We start from the raw sequence: 15455 nt of genomic DNA, 5'->3' as shown, positions 1-15455 counted from the left end.
GCAGAAAGCATGCGATTACCCTAGCAACTCCTCAGACAAGTCGCAAGGAGTGTTAGGCGTTTTCTGCGAGAAAAGCCCGAACCGCCTGCTCATTCTCGTATGAGGTTTGCGCCCCGAGGCGCTGCACCGAGAGCGCCGACATGGCCTGCGCGAAACGAACCGCCTCGCTGAGGTCAGATCCGCGTGAGAGCTCAGCTGCGACGGCGCCGACGAAGGCGTCGCCCGCACCTGTCGTGTCGGTCGCCCGCACGGAAAAGGCGGGCAGGGCCTCGCAGCCCGCCCCCGTTGCAATGAGGGCGCCCTCTGAACCGAGCGTGACGATGACCGAGCGTGCGCCAGCCCCGAGGAGGCGCGTCGCGAGCGCACGGTAGTCACTCGCGTCGGGGTCATCACCCGTGGCGCCGAGCACCTCGAGAGCTTCATGCTCGTTGACAATGAGCGGATCGCAGTGCTCGAGCACGCCGCGCCCGAGGCTGGTTGCGGGGGCGGCGTTCACGATCACGCGGGTGCCGTGCTCGGCGGCATCGGCGATCACGAAGCGAACGGTCTCGAGCGGAATCTCGAGGCTCAATACGACGGCTGCTGCCTCGCGCCAGGTGGCAGACTCGCGCTCTGCGATCGCTCGGGTGAGGTCGTGGTTTGCTCCGGGCGAGACGACGATTGAGTTCTCGCCGTCTGGGGTGAGGAAGATGATGGCCGTGCCCGTGGGGCTTTGTGTCGCGTGCAATGAACGAGTGCTGACGCCGGCTCGCGTGAGCGAGGCTCGCAGAATTTCGCCGTTCCCATCGTTACCAACGCACCCGACGAAGCTCGTTACCGCACCGGCAAGCCCGGCTGCGACGGCCTGATTTGCGCCTTTGCCGCCGGGGATGATGCTGAGCTCGCCGCCCATGAGGGTTTCACCGCCGGCGGGTCGCCGATCAACGGCTACGACAAGGTCGGCGTTGGCGCTGCCAACGACCGCGACTCGCTGAGTCATGATGCCGCGCCTCTGAGGCGTGTATCGAGGGCCGTGAGCCTGGTGTCGAGCAGCGACCTGAACCGCTCCAGATCAATCGAGAGGGCGACATCGATGTTGGGGGTCATGCCCGAACCGCCCTCGTGATCGACCACGGTTTGCCCCGCGGTTAACCTGCCCGTGTTGTCAATGTCGACGTGGAGCAACTTCGTCTCGATGAGTGAGGGGTCGATGACCGAGGCGACAGCGACCGAGTCGTGCTGCGCCGTGCCATTGTCTTCAACCTTGCTGCGGTAGCTTGAAAGAAGGTGACGAGTGATGTCGGCGACCTTGCCATCAGACCCTGCGAGGCCGGGCAAGTGTGAAGGGCCGACGAGCGCGGTGTTGGTGACATTGAGGCCGACCATCGTGATGGGTAGACCAGAGTCAAAGACGCGTGCGGCGGCGTCGGGGTCGTAGTAAATGTTGAACTCGGCGGCTGGGGTGACGTTGCCCATGTGCTCGAGCGTTCCGCCTCCCATGAGCACGATGCGTTCAAGTTTGCGTGCGGTCTCGGGGTAGAAGGTGATGAGTCCTGCGACGTTCGTCAACGGGCCGATTGCGATGAGCGTGACGGGCTCTTCGCTCTCTTCGATGAGCCTTGCCATGAGTTCGAGCCCTGGCTCTGCGACACGATCTGACTGGGGTAGCGCGTAGCCGCCAAGTCCGTTGGCTCCGTGCACGTGGTCAGCTGGCTTGGTGTCTCGCCGCCAGAGTGGCCCGTCTGCGCCCCTACCGAGCGGAATCTCGAGCTGGAGCAGATCAGCGAGCGCCGCGGCATTCGCGCTGGTGTGTTTCAGGCCAACGTTGCCTGCAACAGAGATGATGCCGAGCAGGTCTACCTCGGGGCTTGCCGCTGCCAAGAAAATAGCGACTGCGTCGTCGATGCCCGGGTCGGTGTCGATGATGATTGGTCGTGCCACGGTAAGCGCTCCTTGGGTTCTCTCGTGTGCTCGTAAAAAACCAGTGTATTGCACGTGCCGAAGAGTGAAGCTCAGCGCGTTTTACGCGCAGAATGTGGCACAAAGGTCCATTCGATGAGGAATCGCTTATCGAAGCGCTTCGAGCACAGCGAGCATGAGAGGGGTCTTGTTGGCCGCCGGTACCGGTAGTGGTCATGACCGCCGGGGCAAGAGCCGAGCCATGCCGCTTTTTCGCGCGCGAAGGGGGTTTCGAGGGTTCGTGCTCCCGAGTAACCAAGTGCTCGTGCGGTCACGGCCCACTCTGGTCCGTGACCGGCGTCAGCCCCCGCGAGAGCATGAGCGATCTCGTGCAGCACAACCTGGGTGAACTCTTCCTGTGTTGCTTGCTCGGTGAAGTATCGTGACACCGTGATTGAGTGCTTCGTGTAGTGGCATGCCCCGGCTCGACGCTTTGCCGTGTCGAAGGCGAATGACCAGCCGTCGCCGAGGTGCTCGGCGATGAGTTCTCGCGCAATGTCGGCTGCGCGCTGGCGGTCGACAGTCAACGGCTCGAACCGAACAGCGAGTCAGGTGGCGGCGGCGAGGCCTCAGCTGTCGTATCGGTTACCGGTTGAGCGCCGGCGATATAGCGCTGCATGTCTTCGCCCTCGAGGAGCTTCGCTGGGTGCGGGCCTGCCGCCATGAGGCGGTGCAGCGGGAAGGCATTGGTGAGTCCCGCGACGAGTACCACATTGCCGAAGCGGCGGCCTTTCAGCACTTGCGGCTCGGCGAGAGCGACAACGTTCTGCCACACGCTCTCGAGTGTTGCTGCCTGAGCGCGGGCGAACCGCTGTGATTGACCGTCGGCTGCGTTGACAAGCACCACACCCTGGGGCGCGAGGAAAGGCTCGAGCTCTCGATAAAACTCGGTGCTCGTCAGGTGAGCGGGGGTTTGGGCGCCGCTGAAGACGTCAACCACTACGACATCGACAGCACCGAGGAGTCCCTTTGGCAACGACGAGAGTTTCTCTCTCGCGTCGCCTCGCCTCACCCTGAGGCTTGCCCTGCGGGGCAGGGGAAGGTGCTCGCGCACGAAATCGATAAGGTCGCCGTTCAGCTCAATAACCTGCTGCTGTGAGCCAGGCCGCGTCGCCTCGATATACCGGGGGAGCGTGAAGGCCCCGCCTCCCAGGTGCAATGCGGTGATGGGAGCCCCGGGCTCGCGCACTGCGTCAATGACGTGGCCCATACGACGTACATATTCGAAGAAGAGGTCGCTCGGGGCGTCTGGGTTGACGTGCGACTGCGGGGTGCCGTCAAGGAGTAACTGCATGGCACCAGCAACGTACGGATCTGGTTCGATGCGGGCAAGACTGCCGTCGCCGAGGCGACGTTCAACAGCGGTCATGGGTGCGAGGTGCTACGAGAGCGCCTCGGCCCCTCCTGGCTGCGTGCCGAGCCCGAGTTCGGTGACCTTCGCCGTGATGTCGTCGTTTGAAGGCTCGACCTGAAACGACTGATCGGGGTACACGATGACAGGAATGTTCGTGCGACCCGAGATGTCTTTTGCGACCTCGACCGCGGCTTCGTCTTTCACGAGGTCGATGTAGGTGTATGGCACCCCGAGACGGTCGAACATGAGCTTCGCCCTTCGGCAGTCGCCGCACCAGTCAGCGCCGAACATGGTGGTGGTTGATTCTGCAGTCATACGAATATCTTAGGCAATCTGTCGTGGCTGTTCGCCGGGCGCTAACACGGTCTCTTCAGGAACCCGTAGCAGGGCGCGCGCCACGACGAGCGCGAGCGCGATGCCAAACAATGCCCCGCAGAGCGTGTCTGAGAGCCAGTGCACGTTGAGCACGGTTCTGCTCCACATCATGAGGGGGACCGCGGCAATCGTCACCACGAGCGGCACCGTAAAGGTTCGTTTTTTGCGGCTGTGAACGACGAAGATGCAGGTGATGCTCGTGAAGAGCGCTGCGACTGCCAGAGAGTGGCCAGAGGGGAAAGACGTGCCGCCCTGTTCGACGAGCATGTTCACGGGGCGTGGACGCTCAACGGTGAACTTCAGCGTGACGACGATGACGAGCACGCCGATCATGGTGGTGGCAATAGTGGCTGCTTCGCGCCATCGACGTAAGACAATGAGGAGCATCGTGAGCACCGCGGCGACGACTGCCATGCTCTTGGTGCTGCCGAACACGTGCAGCACGTTCGCGACGCTAAAGGTTGCCGAGTGCGGCTTCGCGGCGATTCTCTCGTGCCACCACTCGTCAAAGGGCAGAGGCGCGGTCGAGCCAAAAGCAAACCAGAGGGCCGCTGCGACGGGAACGACGAGCAGCGCGCCGATGATCCACGGTTTCACGCTCAAGCTTCGCATCTGACGGTTTGGTGTCTCGTGGTCGGGTGGGGCGCTATAATTCATGTGAGCCACCCTACCCGGAAGCGCAACGAACACTCAGGAAACCCGCTAGACAAGCGGCGCAAACTGGCGTACATTAGGTAGTTGCACTTCCTGTTTTGCTATGCCTTCATATTGCGGTCGGTCAGCACCTCGTTTTCAGGTGCGTTTTGCATCCAGTGAAGTCACTCATCGCAATATCCGGACAATTTAGCCCGACGGGGCTCACGGAGGTTATTCTTTTGGCTGCTGCGCGCAACGCATCTTCCACAAACCGACCCAAGAACTCGCGTGAAAATTCACGCGTTTCGTTCGCTAAGGTTTCTGACACTATTGAGGTTCCTAACCTGCTGGCTCTCCAGCTTGAGAACTTCGACTGGCTTGTCGGCAACGACGCTTGGAAAGAGCGTCTTGCCGAGGCCCAAGCCGAGGGGCGCGACGATGTCGCAACGCTGAACGGGCTCGAAGAGATCTTTGAAGAGATCTCACCGATTGAAGATGCTGCTGGCACCATGCAGCTCTCATTCGAGAACCCCATTCTCGACGAGCAGAAGTACACGATCGACGAGTGCAAGGAGCGGGGTAAGACCTATTCGGCGCCACTCTACGTCGAGGCTGCCTTCTACAACACCGAGACGCAGGTTCTGAAGAGCCAGACGGTCTACATGGGTGATTTCCCCATCATGACCGACAAGGGCACCTTCATCATCAACGGCACCGAGCGCGTCATTGTTTCGCAGCTCGTACGTAGCCCCGGTGTGTACTTCGAGCGCACTCCAGAGAAGAACAGCGATAAAGACCTCTTTACCGCGCGCGTCATCCCGAGCCGTGGTGCATGGCTCGAGTTCGAGATCGACAAGCGCGACCAGGTTGGCGTGCGCATTGACCGCAAGCGCAAACAGTCGGTAACGGTCTTCCTGAAGGCCCTCGGCATGACCGAAGACGAGATTCGTGAGGAGTTCGCGGGTTACGAGTCGATCGAGCTCACGCTTGCCAAGGACGGCAACATCGAGACGCAGGAAGATGCTCTGAAGGACATCTACCGCAAGCAGCGCCCAGGCGAGCAGGTTGCGATTGAGGCTGCCCGCGCGTTGCTCGACAACAGCTTCTTTAACGACAAACGTTACGACCTGGCAAAGGTCGGCCGCTACAAGATCAACCGTAAGCTCGGTCTTGAACTGCCTATCACTGAGTCGGTGCTTACGCTCGAAGACATTATCTCGACGATCAAGTACCTCGTAGGCCTGCACGCAGGCACCGAGTCGCTTCCTGGTAGCCGTAACGGCGAGGTCGTTGACATCCGTCTCGACGTCGATGACATTGACCACTTCGGTAACCGTCGTATTCGTGCGGTTGGCGAGCTCATCCAGAACCAGATGCGCACCGGCCTTAGCCGTATGGAGCGCGTTGTTCGCGAGCGCATGACGACCCAGGACATCGAGGCGATCACGCCGAACACCCTGATCAATACGCGCCCTGTGCTCGCTGCGATCAAGGAGTTCTTCGGTACTTCGCAGCTCTCGCAGTTCATGGACCAGAACAACCCGCTCGCGGGTCTGACGAACAAGCGCCGTCTCTCGGCTCTCGGCCCTGGCGGTCTCTCGCGTGACCGTGCGGGTGTTGAAGTTCGTGACGTTCACCCATCGCACTACGGCCGTATGTGCCCGATTGAGACTCCTGAGGGCCCGAACATTGGCCTTATCGGTGCGCTCGCGACGTTCGCGCGCATCAACTCATTTGGTTTCATCGAGACCCCGTACCGCCGCATTGAAAACGGCAAGGCAACCGACCAGATTGATTACCTCACCGCGCACGAAGAAGATGAGTTCCTCATCGCTCAGGCCGGTGCTGAACTCAGCGACGACGGTCACTTCGCCGAGCCACAGGTGCTTGCACGCCCCCGTGGCTCTGAGGTGGTTCTCGTTGATTCAGACCAGGTCGACTACATGGACGTTTCACCGCGCCAGATGGTGTCGGTTGCGACCTCACTCATTCCCTTCCTCGAGCATGACGATGCGAACCGTGCCCTCATGGGCGCGAACATGCAGCGACAGGCCGTTCCCCTCGTGCGCTCAGAGTCGCCGATCGTCGGTACGGGTATGGAGAGCTACGCAGCGATCGATGCCGGTGACGTGATTGTCGCCGAGAAGCCCGGTGTTGTCACCGAGGTTTCGGCTGACGCCGTGACCGTGCTGAACGACGACGCTGGCTCACGCACGTACTACCTGCGCAAGTTCAACCGCTCGAACCAGGGAACGAACTATAACCACCGTGTGATCGTCAAGCTTGGCGAGCGCGTGGAGAAGGGCCAGGCTCTCGCCGACGGTCCAGCAACCGAGAATGGCGAGCTCGCACTCGGTAAGAACCTGCTCGTGGCATTCATGCCGTGGGAAGGCCACAACTTCGAGGATGCGATCATCCTCAGCCAGAACCTCGTGAAAGACGACACGCTCTCATCGATTCACATCGAAGAGTACGACGTTGATGCTCGTGACACGAAGCTCGGTAAAGAAGAGATCACTCGTGACCTGCCGAACGCATCGATGGAGGCCCTGAAGGACCTCGACGAGCGTGGCATCATTCGTATCGGCGCTGAGGTTCAGCCCGGCGACATTCTCGTTGGTAAGGTCACGCCGAAGGGCGAGACCGAGCTCTCGGCTGAGGAGCGCCTCCTGCGCGCCATCTTCAACGAGAAGAGCCGTGAGGTTCGTGACACGTCACTCAAGGTGCCTCACGGTGTCTCAGGTACGGTCATCTCGGTGAAGGTCTTTGACGCAGAGAACGACGACGACGAGCTTGGCTCGGGCGTCAACCAGCGCGTCGTGGTCTACATCGCTCAGAAGCGTAAGATCACTGAGGGCGACAAGCTCGCTGGCCGCCACGGTAACAAGGGCGTCATCTCGAAGATTCTTCCCGTTGAAGACATGCCCTTCCTGCCCGACGGTACTCCCGTTGACGTCATCCTGAACCCCCTCGGTATCCCGGGCCGAATGAACTTCGGTCAGGTTCTCGAGACTCACCTTGGCTGGATCGCGAAGCAGGGCTGGAAGGTCGAAGGAACGCCCGAGTGGGCTGGCCGCCTCGCTGACGACGCGCTCGATGTTGCGCCCAACACGAAGGTTGCGACCCCCGTGTTCGACGGTGCGACTGAGGCCGAGATCTCAGGTTTGCTCGACTCGACCCTGCCTACCCGCGATGGTGAGCGCATGGTGAACTCGAGCGGCAAGGCGCGACTCTTTGACGGTCGCTCAGGCGAGCCCTTCCCGTACCCGGTTGCTGTTGGCTACATGTACATCCTGAAGTTGCACCACTTGGTCGACGACAAGATTCACGCTCGTTCAACCGGTCCGTACTCGATGATTACGCAGCAGCCGCTCGGTGGTAAAGCACAGTTCGGTGGCCAGCGCTTCGGTGAGATGGAGGTGTGGGCACTCGAGGCTTACGGTGCCGCATACGCACTGCAGGAGCTGCTCACGGTTAAGTCTGATGACATTCTCGGTCGTGTGAAGGTCTACGAGGCCATCGTTCGCGGCGAGAACATTCCTGAGGCGGGCGTTCCCGAATCGTTCCGAGTGTTGATGAAAGAGATGCAGTCGCTCTGCTTGAACGTTGAGGTGCTTGGTGCCGACGGTAACGCCGTCAGCCTGCGCGACAACGACGATGAGGCACACCGTGCCGCAGAAGAGCTCGGCATCAGCCTTTCAACCCGTTTTGAAGCTTCGTCGGCTGACGAAATCTAAACGGTCGCACACTAGAGAATTTAGAATTTCAAGGAGATACATTGCTCGAAGGAACGAGTTTTAACGAGCTTCAGATTCGTCTCGCGACCGCTGAAGATATTCGTGGTTGGTCGTATGGCGAGGTTAAGAAGCCCGAAACGATTAACTACCGTACGCTCAAGCCAGAGAAAGACGGCCTGTTCGGCGAACAGATCTTTGGTCCCAGCCGCGACTGGGAGTGCGCGTGTGGCAAGTACAAGCGCGTGCGTTACAAGGGCATCATCTGTGAGCGCTGTGGCGTTGAAGTAACCAAGTCGAGCGTTCGTCGTGAGCGCATGGGCCACATCGAGCTCGCCGCTCCCGTGACCCACATCTGGTACTTCAAGGGTGTCCCAAGCCGGCTTGGCTACCTGCTCGACATGGCGCCGAAAGACCTCGAGAAGGTCATTTACTTCGCCGCGTACATGGTCATCAACATTGATGAAGAAGGCCGCCACGAAGACATGGCAGGCCTCGAGCAGGAGCTCAAGCAGGAGCTGAAGGCACTCGAGAGCGAGCGCGATATCACGATCGCCGAGCTCATGCAGCAGGCTGAGAAAGACCTCGCTGCGCTTGAGGCTGAGGGTGCAAAGGCCGACCAGAAGCGTCGTGCAGAGCAGTCAGCCAAAAAAGAGGCCACCGCGGTGCGCGCTCAGTTCGACAACGAGATCAATCTCATCAAGCAGGTGTGGGAAGACTTCCGCAACCTGAAGGTGGGCGACCTCAAGCCTGAAGACGCAGCATTCGTTGAGCTCATGGATCGCTACGGTGATTACTTTGACGCGCACATGGGTGCAGAGGCGATTAAGCGTCGCCTCGAGAGCTTCGACCTGCAGTCAGAGAGCGAAGACCTGCTGCTGCAGATCGCCGAGGGCAAGGGCCAGAAGAAGATCCGCGCGATTAAGCGTCTCAAGGTCGTGAACTCGTTCTTGCAGACCGGCGCGAACCCCGCTTCGATGGTGCTCGACGTTGTTCCCGTTATTCCGCCTGAGCTTCGCCCCATGGTGCAGCTTGACGGTGGCCGCTTCGCGACCTCTGACCTGAACGACCTCTACCGTCGTGTGATCAACCGCAACAACCGTCTGCGCCGTCTGCTCGATCTCGGTGCGCCCGAGATCATCGTGAACAACGAGAAGCGCATGCTGCAGGAAGCGGTCGACGCGCTGTTCGACAACGGCCGTCGCGGCCGCCCCGTGACAGGCACCGGTAACCGTGCTCTGAAGTCACTCTCTGACATGCTCAAGGGCAAGCAGGGTCGTTTCCGTCAGAACCTGCTCGGTAAGCGTGTTGACTACTCTGGCCGTTCGGTGATCGTTGTGGGCCCGCAGCTGAAGCTGCACCAGTGTGGCCTGCCGAAGCAGATGGCGCTTGAGCTCTTCAAGCCGTTCGCTATTAAGCGTCTCATCGACCTCGGTCACGCACACAACATCAAGGCTGCAAAGCGCATGGTTGAGCGTGCCCGTTCAGAGGTTTGGGACGTGCTCGAAGAGATCATTCGCGAGCGTCCCGTGATGCTGAACCGTGCACCAACCCTGCACCGCCTCGGTATTCAGGCGTTTGAGCCGCAGCTCGTTGAGGGTAAAGCAATTCAGCTGCACCCCCTCGTGTGTGCCGCCTTTAACGCTGACTTCGACGGTGACCAGATGGCAGTTCACCTGCCGCTGTCGGTTGAAGCACAGGCAGAGGCACGCGTGCTCATGCTCGCTTCGAACAACATTCTGAAGCCTTCAGATGGTCGCCCCGTGACCTTGCCTTCGCAGGACATGATCATCGGTCTGCACCACCTCACCACGGTGAAGCCAGGCTCAGCCGGCGAGGGCCGCGCATTCTCGTCGATCGCCGAGGCAATCCTTGCGTTCGATCAGGGAACGCTCGACCTGGGTGCCATGGCCAAGATCCGCATCGAGGGCTACGCGGGCAAGGATCGCGAGATCCAGACGAAGCCTGTTCTCGTTGAGACGAGCCTCGGCCGCGCAATCTTCAACGAAGCATTGCCAGCCGACTACCCGTACTTCGAGAGCGTCGCCGACAAGGGTGCGCTGTCAACGCTCGTGAACGACCTCGCTGAGCGTTACCCGAAGGTTGAAGTTGCTGCAACGCTTGACCGTATTAAAGATGCGGGCTTCTACTGGGCAACTCGCTCGGGCGTAACCGTCGCGCTGTCTGACATCGTGACGCCGTCGAACAAGCAGGAAATCATCTCGTCATACGAGTCGAAGGCCGCTGACGTTCAGAAGAAGTTTGACAAGGGTATGATCACTGACGCTGAGCGTCGTGCCGACCTCGTCGACATCTGGACCAAGGCAACCGACGATGTTGCTGACGCTATGAAAGACGCGTTCCCCGTTGACAACACCATCTTCCGCATGGTGACCTCGGGTGCTCGTGGTAACTGGCTGCAGATTCGTAACATCGCCGGTATGCGTGGCCTCGTGAACAACCCGAAGGGTGAGATTATCCCTCGCCCCATCGTGTCGTCGTACCGTGAGGGCCTCTCGGTTGCCGAGTACTTCATTGCGACGCACGGTGCGCGTAAGGGCCTTGCCGATACCGCTCTGCGTACCGCTGACTCGGGTTACCTCACGCGTCGTCTCGTCGACGTCTCACAGGACGTCATCATTCGCGAAGAAGACTGTGGCACGACCCGCGGTCTCGACCTCGTGATCGCAGCGACCAATGAGTCGGGCGAGCTCGTTCGCGATGAGAACGTCGAGAACTCGGTATATGCACGTACCCTCGCGGCTGACGCCACGAACGGTTCAGGCGACGTTGTCGCAAACGCTGGCGAAGACGTTGGTGACGTGCTCATCGACAAGCTCGTCGCAGGCGGCGTGACCGAGATCAAGGTTCGCTCAGTACTCACCTGTGAGTCGGCGGTTGGCGTGTGCGCGGTCTGCTATGGTCGTTCACTCGCAACCGGCCAGCGTGTTGACATTGGCGAAGCCGTTGGCATTATCGCTGCTCAGTCAATTGGTGAGCCGGGTACCCAGCTGACGATGCGTACCTTCCACACCGGTGGTTCGGCATCGGCAGACGATATTACCCAGGGTCTGCCTCGTGTCCAGGAGCTCTTCGAAGCACGTACCCCGAAGGGTGCGTCACCGATCGCTGAGGCCGCAGGCCGCGTCACCATCGAAGACACCGACAAGAGCCGTCGCGTTATTCTTGTTCCCGATGACGGAACGGAAGAGCGTAACTACCCAGTGCTCAAGCGTGCAACCCTGCTCGTTGAAGATGGCGATCACGTTGAGATCGGTCAGCCCTTCATCGCAGGTACCCTTGACCCGAAGGACGTGCTGCAGGTTGGCTCGACCGAGGAAGGCAAGCACATTCCTGGCGAGCGTGCGGTGCAGAAGTACCTCGTTGAGGGCGTGCAGGGCGTTTACCGTTCACAGGGTGTGCCGATTCACGATAAGCACATCGAGGTCATCGTGCGCCAGATGCTGCGCAAGGTTACCGTCGTTGACCACGGCGAGACCGAGCTGCTCCCGGGCGCGCTTGTCGACCGTTCGCGTTACCAGACCCTCAACCGCGAGGCCGTTCTCGAGGGCAAGCGCCCCGCAACGGCTCGTCCCGAGGTCATGGGTATCACGAAGGCCTCACTCGCAACCGAGTCATGGCTCTCGGCCGCATCGTTCCAGGAGACCACTCGCGTGCTGACGCAGGCGGCGATGGAAGGATCGAAGGATCCGCTCATCGGTCTCAAGGAGAACGTCATCATCGGTAAGCTCATTCCGGCAGGTACCGGTCTCGATGCATACCGCAACGTGACGGTTGAGGCGACCGACGAGGCGAAGGAAGAGCGCTACCCAAGCCGTTTCTACGCCGAGGCCGGCCAGTTCGACGAGGGTGACCTCTCGTTCGTCGAGTTCGACACCTTCATCGGTGACGACTTCACGCAGACGGGCGACCTGAACTAGTTCGCTACGCATTCAGGGAGGGTGTTCCGCTCAGGCGGGGCACCCTCCCTTTTGCTTTTCAGGCGGGCGGTGCCGAGTATTCGCTTCAAATCAGACACGGTTCGGCGCGGCATCGAAAATCAAACCGGAGAACTTGCTACGGTTGGGCTGATCAGTATGATCGAGATACGACCTAAGGGGTAGCGATGAGCGACCAAGAGCGAGAGAATTTGCCGGTGCAGTCTGGCGAGGAAGAGTCGACGAACACCGCCGACGTGCGCGAGGCGATCGAGCGCGCGAAAGATGCGACCGCGATGTCAACGGCCGAGACGACGGCGCTCGAGACTCCCGAGGGTGAGGCGATCGAGGCGTCAGGTCTGACGCCAGCAGAGCACGCTGATACCTCGACCGAGGCAATGCTTCCAGTGCAAGAAACCGTCACGATCAGTGAGAGCGTTGAGATGCCGAGCGCTGCGGCTCCCGTAGTACCAGCCGCTCCGGTAGAACCCGCACAGACACCGAGTGCAACGCCAGGTCTCGAACCGGGTGCCATGGTTATCAGCCCCGATCATCCGATGGCAGCGCTCTACATGCAGCAGCCAGATGCGCCGGTCATGAAGTCGAACCGGCTCGCGGGTCTGTTTATTAGCCTGCTGGCAACGCTCGGCTTCGGGGTGACCTACGCTGGTCTGCTCGCGCTCTGGCTCGCGAGGCACTACCCGCCCTCGACGTTCCTGCAAGAGGGGCTTTACCCGTACCTGGTCTCGCTCGGCTTCGTGATTCCGTGCGGCGTCTTCTTCGTGACGATGCTCGCACTCGTGTTGATCTTTAATCGTGCCGGCTGGTGGGTCTATGCCGTGCTCGGCTTCTTTGTCGCGATCGCCGTTTGGGCAAGCGCCGGCGTGGGATACGCCCTCTCGCCGCAGCTCATCGACGCTGCCGAGGGCGCGCGCCACAACATTCGAGACTTCGCGAAGTTCGCCCTGACGATCCCCGCGCTTGTCGCAGCCGTCTCGGCGCGCGAGGTCGCCGTGTGGTTTGGTGCGTGGATCGGCGCTCGTGGCCGCCGCCTCAAGATCCGAAACGCGGCAGCGCAAGAAGAGTACGAGCAGAAGCTCGCTGAGCTGAAAGTACCGCAGGCACTATGAACAAGCGCGTTCCGCACCGAGTCACGAAGGCCTATGCCCGAGGGCTGATCGGTGCGGTCGCCATTTTTGCCATGTCGCTCGTCGTGGTCTCGTGGGGGTACCTCTCGTGGTTTCTCGGTAGCGACCCCATCGAGAGCGACGTTTCGCGAGTCACGGCTCCTGGCATTGTCGGGCTGTGCCTCGTGATGCTCGTGATCGTGCTCTGGCGCGAAATGATCTCTCTGCTACGGGCTAACCCTCCGTCTCTCGTGCTCATCATCGTGATGCCCGCTGCCGCATACTTGCTCTGGTCGCTGCTTGGCGTCGCCTTTGGGCTGAGCATCGAAGAGACCTGGCTGAGCCCGTATGCGCTCGCACTCGCGGTCTCATGGTTGCTCGCCGTGATCATTTTTTGGTGGATCGCGATGCGCAAGCTATACAGCGGCAAAGACCGACCGCGCTGGCCGTGGGAGAAGAACGAGCTCAATGAGGGCCCTGACTACTTCAAGGATGGTTTGCCGTGACAGGGGAGCACCTGGCGGCTCGCGTTGCCGAGAACATTCAGGCGTGGGAGGGGTGGTTGGCCTCATGGGAGCCACCCCTGAATCGCGCCAGGCCGAGGGTGTGCCGTAAGTGCACGAACTCGCCGCTCGCCGCGGCCGCAGGCTTCACGCGTGACACTCCTCACCAGGTGGTGCACGCACTCGTCTCGCGTATGCACCGACTCATCGACGCTGAAGTTGATGCGTACACGAACGAGCACCTCCCGCTTTTGCAGGCCGAGCTCGAGGGGGCCGCGATCTGGAACTCGGGAGGGTATGACCCGGGGCAGGGACTTGACGTTGAATACGACGGGGTAGACCACGACGCAGTTGAGTCACCCGGAGCCCAGCCCTTTCTCTTTACCTTTGCTGAGCTGCAGCAGGCAGAGAAGCCAGAGCCGGGGCTGCCCAGACCGCCGCTTACCGAAGCAGAAAAACGGCAGTTGAAACTCGAGATCGACGTTGCCGATAGGCAGGCTGCCTCGGTGGGGCAGGAACTGTGCTTTTTACTCGTTGAACACCAACCGGGAGTGCGGCAGGCGGTCAAGCGTTTCGTCGATCCGCAAATTGAAGCCCTGCTTGAGCAGCTCAGTCGCAACCTTGAAGCGCCGGGAAACTGAACGTCGGTTGAACTCCCAGGCATCTTGTTGCACCTGGCGGCCCGGGCACGGTAATGTTACTTGTTGGCGTGTGTTGACGTTGTGGCTGCTCTGTGGCTGCAATCACGCTCGCGCTCAGGGTCCCTCACCATCCGGTTGAAACCCCCACGGCATACTCGTCATCAAAGCACACCCTCGGGTGCGCCGACGAGTCAGTGAGCCTGCTGTGCTCACACATGCTGCAAGCAATACAGCATTCCTGTCACCGTGCAGGAACGAACAAGGAGAAATAGTGCCAACTATTCAGCAGTTGGTTCGTAAGGGGCGTAAGAGCAAGCCTGCTAAGGGCAAAGCTCCCGCACTGAAATCGAATCCCCAGCAGCGTGGCGTATGCACCCGTGTGTACACCACCACCCCGAAGAAGCCGAACTCGGCGATGCGTAAGGTCGCTCGTGTGAAGCTTTCGAACGGAACCGAGGTAACGGCCTACATCCCAGGTGAAGGCCACAACCTGCAGGAGCACTCGATGGTGCTCGTGCGCGGTGGTCGTGTTAAGGACCTCCCCGGTGTTCGCTACAAGATTGTTCGTGGCGCGCTCGACACGCAGGCGGTCAAGGACCGCAAGCAGGCTCGTAGCCACTACGGCGCTAAGAAGGAGAAGAAGTAATGCCTCGTAAGGGTCCTGCTCCGAAGCGCCCAGTGGTCGCTGATCCCGTTTACGGATCACCGGTCGTCAGCCAGCTCGTTAACAAAATCCTCGTAGACGGCAAGAAGGGTCTCGCCGAGCGCATCGTGTACGAAGCGCTCGAGACCGTCGCCGACAAGTCAGGCCAGGACGCCGTGACGGTACTCAAGAAGGCGCTCGACAACGTGCGCCCCACCCTTGAGGTTCGCTCACGTCGTGTTGGTGGTAGCACCTACCAGGTTCCCGTAGAAGTGAAGCCGCACCGTGCAAACACCCTTGCACTGCGCTGGCTCACGAGCTACGCGAAGGACCGTCGTGAGAACACCATGACGGAACGTCTCACCAACGAGATCCTCGACGCATCAAACGGCCTCGGTGCCGCAGTCAAGCGCCGTGAAGACACGCACAAGATGGCGGAGTCGAACCGCGCATTTGCTCACTACCGCTGGTAGTAAGCCTGGGGCAGGCTGCTTCGGCTCCTGCCCCTCTCATCACTTCAGACCGAAACTGTTTGTCGGGGTCAGCGATCCTGGCTCCCAAACTCA

Annotated in this window: 13 protein-coding genes; 7 read left to right on the top strand and 6 right to left on the bottom strand. The window is 60.6% G+C overall.

Going from position 1 to position 15455, the window contains the following annotated elements; all coding sequences use genetic code 11:
* Positions 1-52: 52 nt before the first annotated feature.
* From JSO19_RS02475 to JSO19_RS02450, 6 genes are all read right to left on the bottom strand, one after another.
* Positions 53-979, bottom strand: coding sequence for a ribokinase (locus JSO19_RS02475; protein ID WP_270909531.1), 927 nt, complete (start codon positions 977-979; stop codon positions 53-55).
* Positions 976-1920: a nucleoside hydrolase gene (locus JSO19_RS02470; RefSeq protein ID WP_270909530.1), complete on the bottom strand. Its 945-nt coding sequence runs from the start codon at positions 1918-1920 to the stop codon at positions 976-978. Before JSO19_RS02470 ends, JSO19_RS02475 begins: the two co-directional genes overlap by 4 nt.
* Positions 1921-1991: 71 nt before the next feature.
* Positions 1992-2465, bottom strand: coding sequence for a SprT-like domain-containing protein (locus JSO19_RS02465; protein WP_270909529.1), 474 nt, complete (start codon positions 2463-2465; stop codon positions 1992-1994).
* Positions 2462-3307 carry a spermidine synthase gene (locus tag JSO19_RS02460; protein ID WP_270909528.1) on the bottom strand — a complete coding sequence of 282 codons (846 nt, stop codon included), beginning with the start codon at positions 3305-3307 and terminating at the stop codon, positions 2462-2464. Before JSO19_RS02460 ends, JSO19_RS02465 begins: the two co-directional genes overlap by 4 nt.
* Before the next feature lie 12 nt (positions 3308-3319).
* Positions 3320-3607 (bottom strand): glutaredoxin domain-containing protein, encoded by a 288-nt coding sequence (locus JSO19_RS02455; protein WP_270909527.1) that lies wholly within the window; start codon positions 3605-3607, stop codon positions 3320-3322.
* Positions 3608-3616: 9 nt separating this feature from the next.
* Complete coding sequence (locus tag JSO19_RS02450; RefSeq protein WP_270909526.1) at positions 3617-4324, bottom strand: phosphatase PAP2 family protein; 708 nt, start codon at positions 4322-4324, stop codon at positions 3617-3619.
* A gap of 218 nt (positions 4325-4542) precedes the next feature.
* On the opposite strand from JSO19_RS02450, the gene rpoB reads away from it, so the two are divergent.
* The 7 genes from rpoB to rpsG all read left to right on the top strand — a co-directional run bounded on the left by rpoB (position 4543) and on the right by rpsG (position 15362).
* The gene (gene rpoB, locus JSO19_RS02445; protein WP_270912084.1) at positions 4543-8040 is read left to right on the top strand and encodes a DNA-directed RNA polymerase subunit beta; all 3498 of its coding nucleotides are present in this window, start codon (positions 4543-4545) and stop codon (positions 8038-8040) included.
* A gap of 41 nt (positions 8041-8081) precedes the next feature.
* Positions 8082-11978 carry a DNA-directed RNA polymerase subunit beta' gene (rpoC, locus tag JSO19_RS02440; RefSeq protein ID WP_270909525.1) on the top strand — a complete coding sequence of 1299 codons (3897 nt, stop codon included), beginning with the start codon at positions 8082-8084 and terminating at the stop codon, positions 11976-11978.
* 185 nt (positions 11979-12163) lie between these two features.
* Positions 12164-13105 carry a hypothetical protein gene (locus tag JSO19_RS02435; RefSeq protein WP_270909524.1) on the top strand — a complete coding sequence of 314 codons (942 nt, stop codon included), beginning with the start codon at positions 12164-12166 and terminating at the stop codon, positions 13103-13105.
* A complete protein-coding gene (locus JSO19_RS02430; RefSeq protein ID WP_270909523.1) occupies positions 13102-13608 on the top strand; it encodes a hypothetical protein in 507 nt (168 codons plus the stop codon). The genes JSO19_RS02435 and JSO19_RS02430 overlap by 4 nt, the downstream gene beginning before the upstream one ends.
* A complete protein-coding gene (locus JSO19_RS02425) occupies positions 13605-14246 on the top strand; it encodes a spermidine/putrescine ABC transporter substrate-binding protein (protein WP_270909522.1) in 642 nt (213 codons plus the stop codon). The genes JSO19_RS02430 and JSO19_RS02425 overlap by 4 nt, the downstream gene beginning before the upstream one ends.
* A gap of 271 nt (positions 14247-14517) precedes the next feature.
* Positions 14518-14892, top strand: a complete 375-nt coding sequence (gene rpsL / locus JSO19_RS02420) for a 30S ribosomal protein S12 (protein WP_217131605.1) — start codon at positions 14518-14520, stop codon at positions 14890-14892.
* Positions 14892-15362 carry a 30S ribosomal protein S7 gene (gene rpsG, locus JSO19_RS02415; protein ID WP_217131607.1) on the top strand — a complete coding sequence of 157 codons (471 nt, stop codon included), beginning with the start codon at positions 14892-14894 and terminating at the stop codon, positions 15360-15362. The genes rpsL and rpsG overlap by 1 nt, the downstream gene beginning before the upstream one ends.
* Positions 15363-15455 lie beyond the last annotated feature (93 nt).

The sequence above is a fragment of the Leucobacter sp. UCMA 4100 genome (assembly GCF_027853335.1).
Classification (GTDB): Bacteria; Actinomycetota; Actinomycetes; order Actinomycetales; family Microbacteriaceae; genus Leucobacter_A.
This window is presented reverse-complemented; position numbering and strand designations above follow the sequence as displayed.

What these genes read in the sequence shown, in the direction of transcription:
- JSO19_RS02475 (WP_270909531.1), bottom strand. Translation starts at nt 979, where the DNA reads ATGACTCAGCGAGTCGCGGTCGTTGGCAGCGCCAACGCCGACCTTGTC.
- JSO19_RS02450 (WP_270909526.1), bottom strand. Translation starts at nt 4,324, where the DNA reads ATGAATTATAGCGCCCCACCCGACCACGAGACACCAAACCGTCAGATG.
- JSO19_RS02460 (WP_270909528.1), bottom strand. Translation starts at nt 3,307, where the DNA reads ATGACCGCTGTTGAACGTCGCCTCGGCGACGGCAGTCTTGCCCGCATC.
- JSO19_RS02455 (WP_270909527.1), bottom strand. Translation starts at nt 3,607, where the DNA reads ATGACTGCAGAATCAACCACCACCATGTTCGGCGCTGACTGGTGCGGC.
- JSO19_RS02435 (WP_270909524.1), top strand. Translation starts at nt 12,164, where the DNA reads ATGAGCGACCAAGAGCGAGAGAATTTGCCGGTGCAGTCTGGCGAGGAA.
- rpsG (WP_217131607.1), top strand. Translation starts at nt 14,892, where the DNA reads ATGCCTCGTAAGGGTCCTGCTCCGAAGCGCCCAGTGGTCGCTGATCCC.
- JSO19_RS02430 (WP_270909523.1), top strand. Translation starts at nt 13,102, where the DNA reads ATGAACAAGCGCGTTCCGCACCGAGTCACGAAGGCCTATGCCCGAGGG.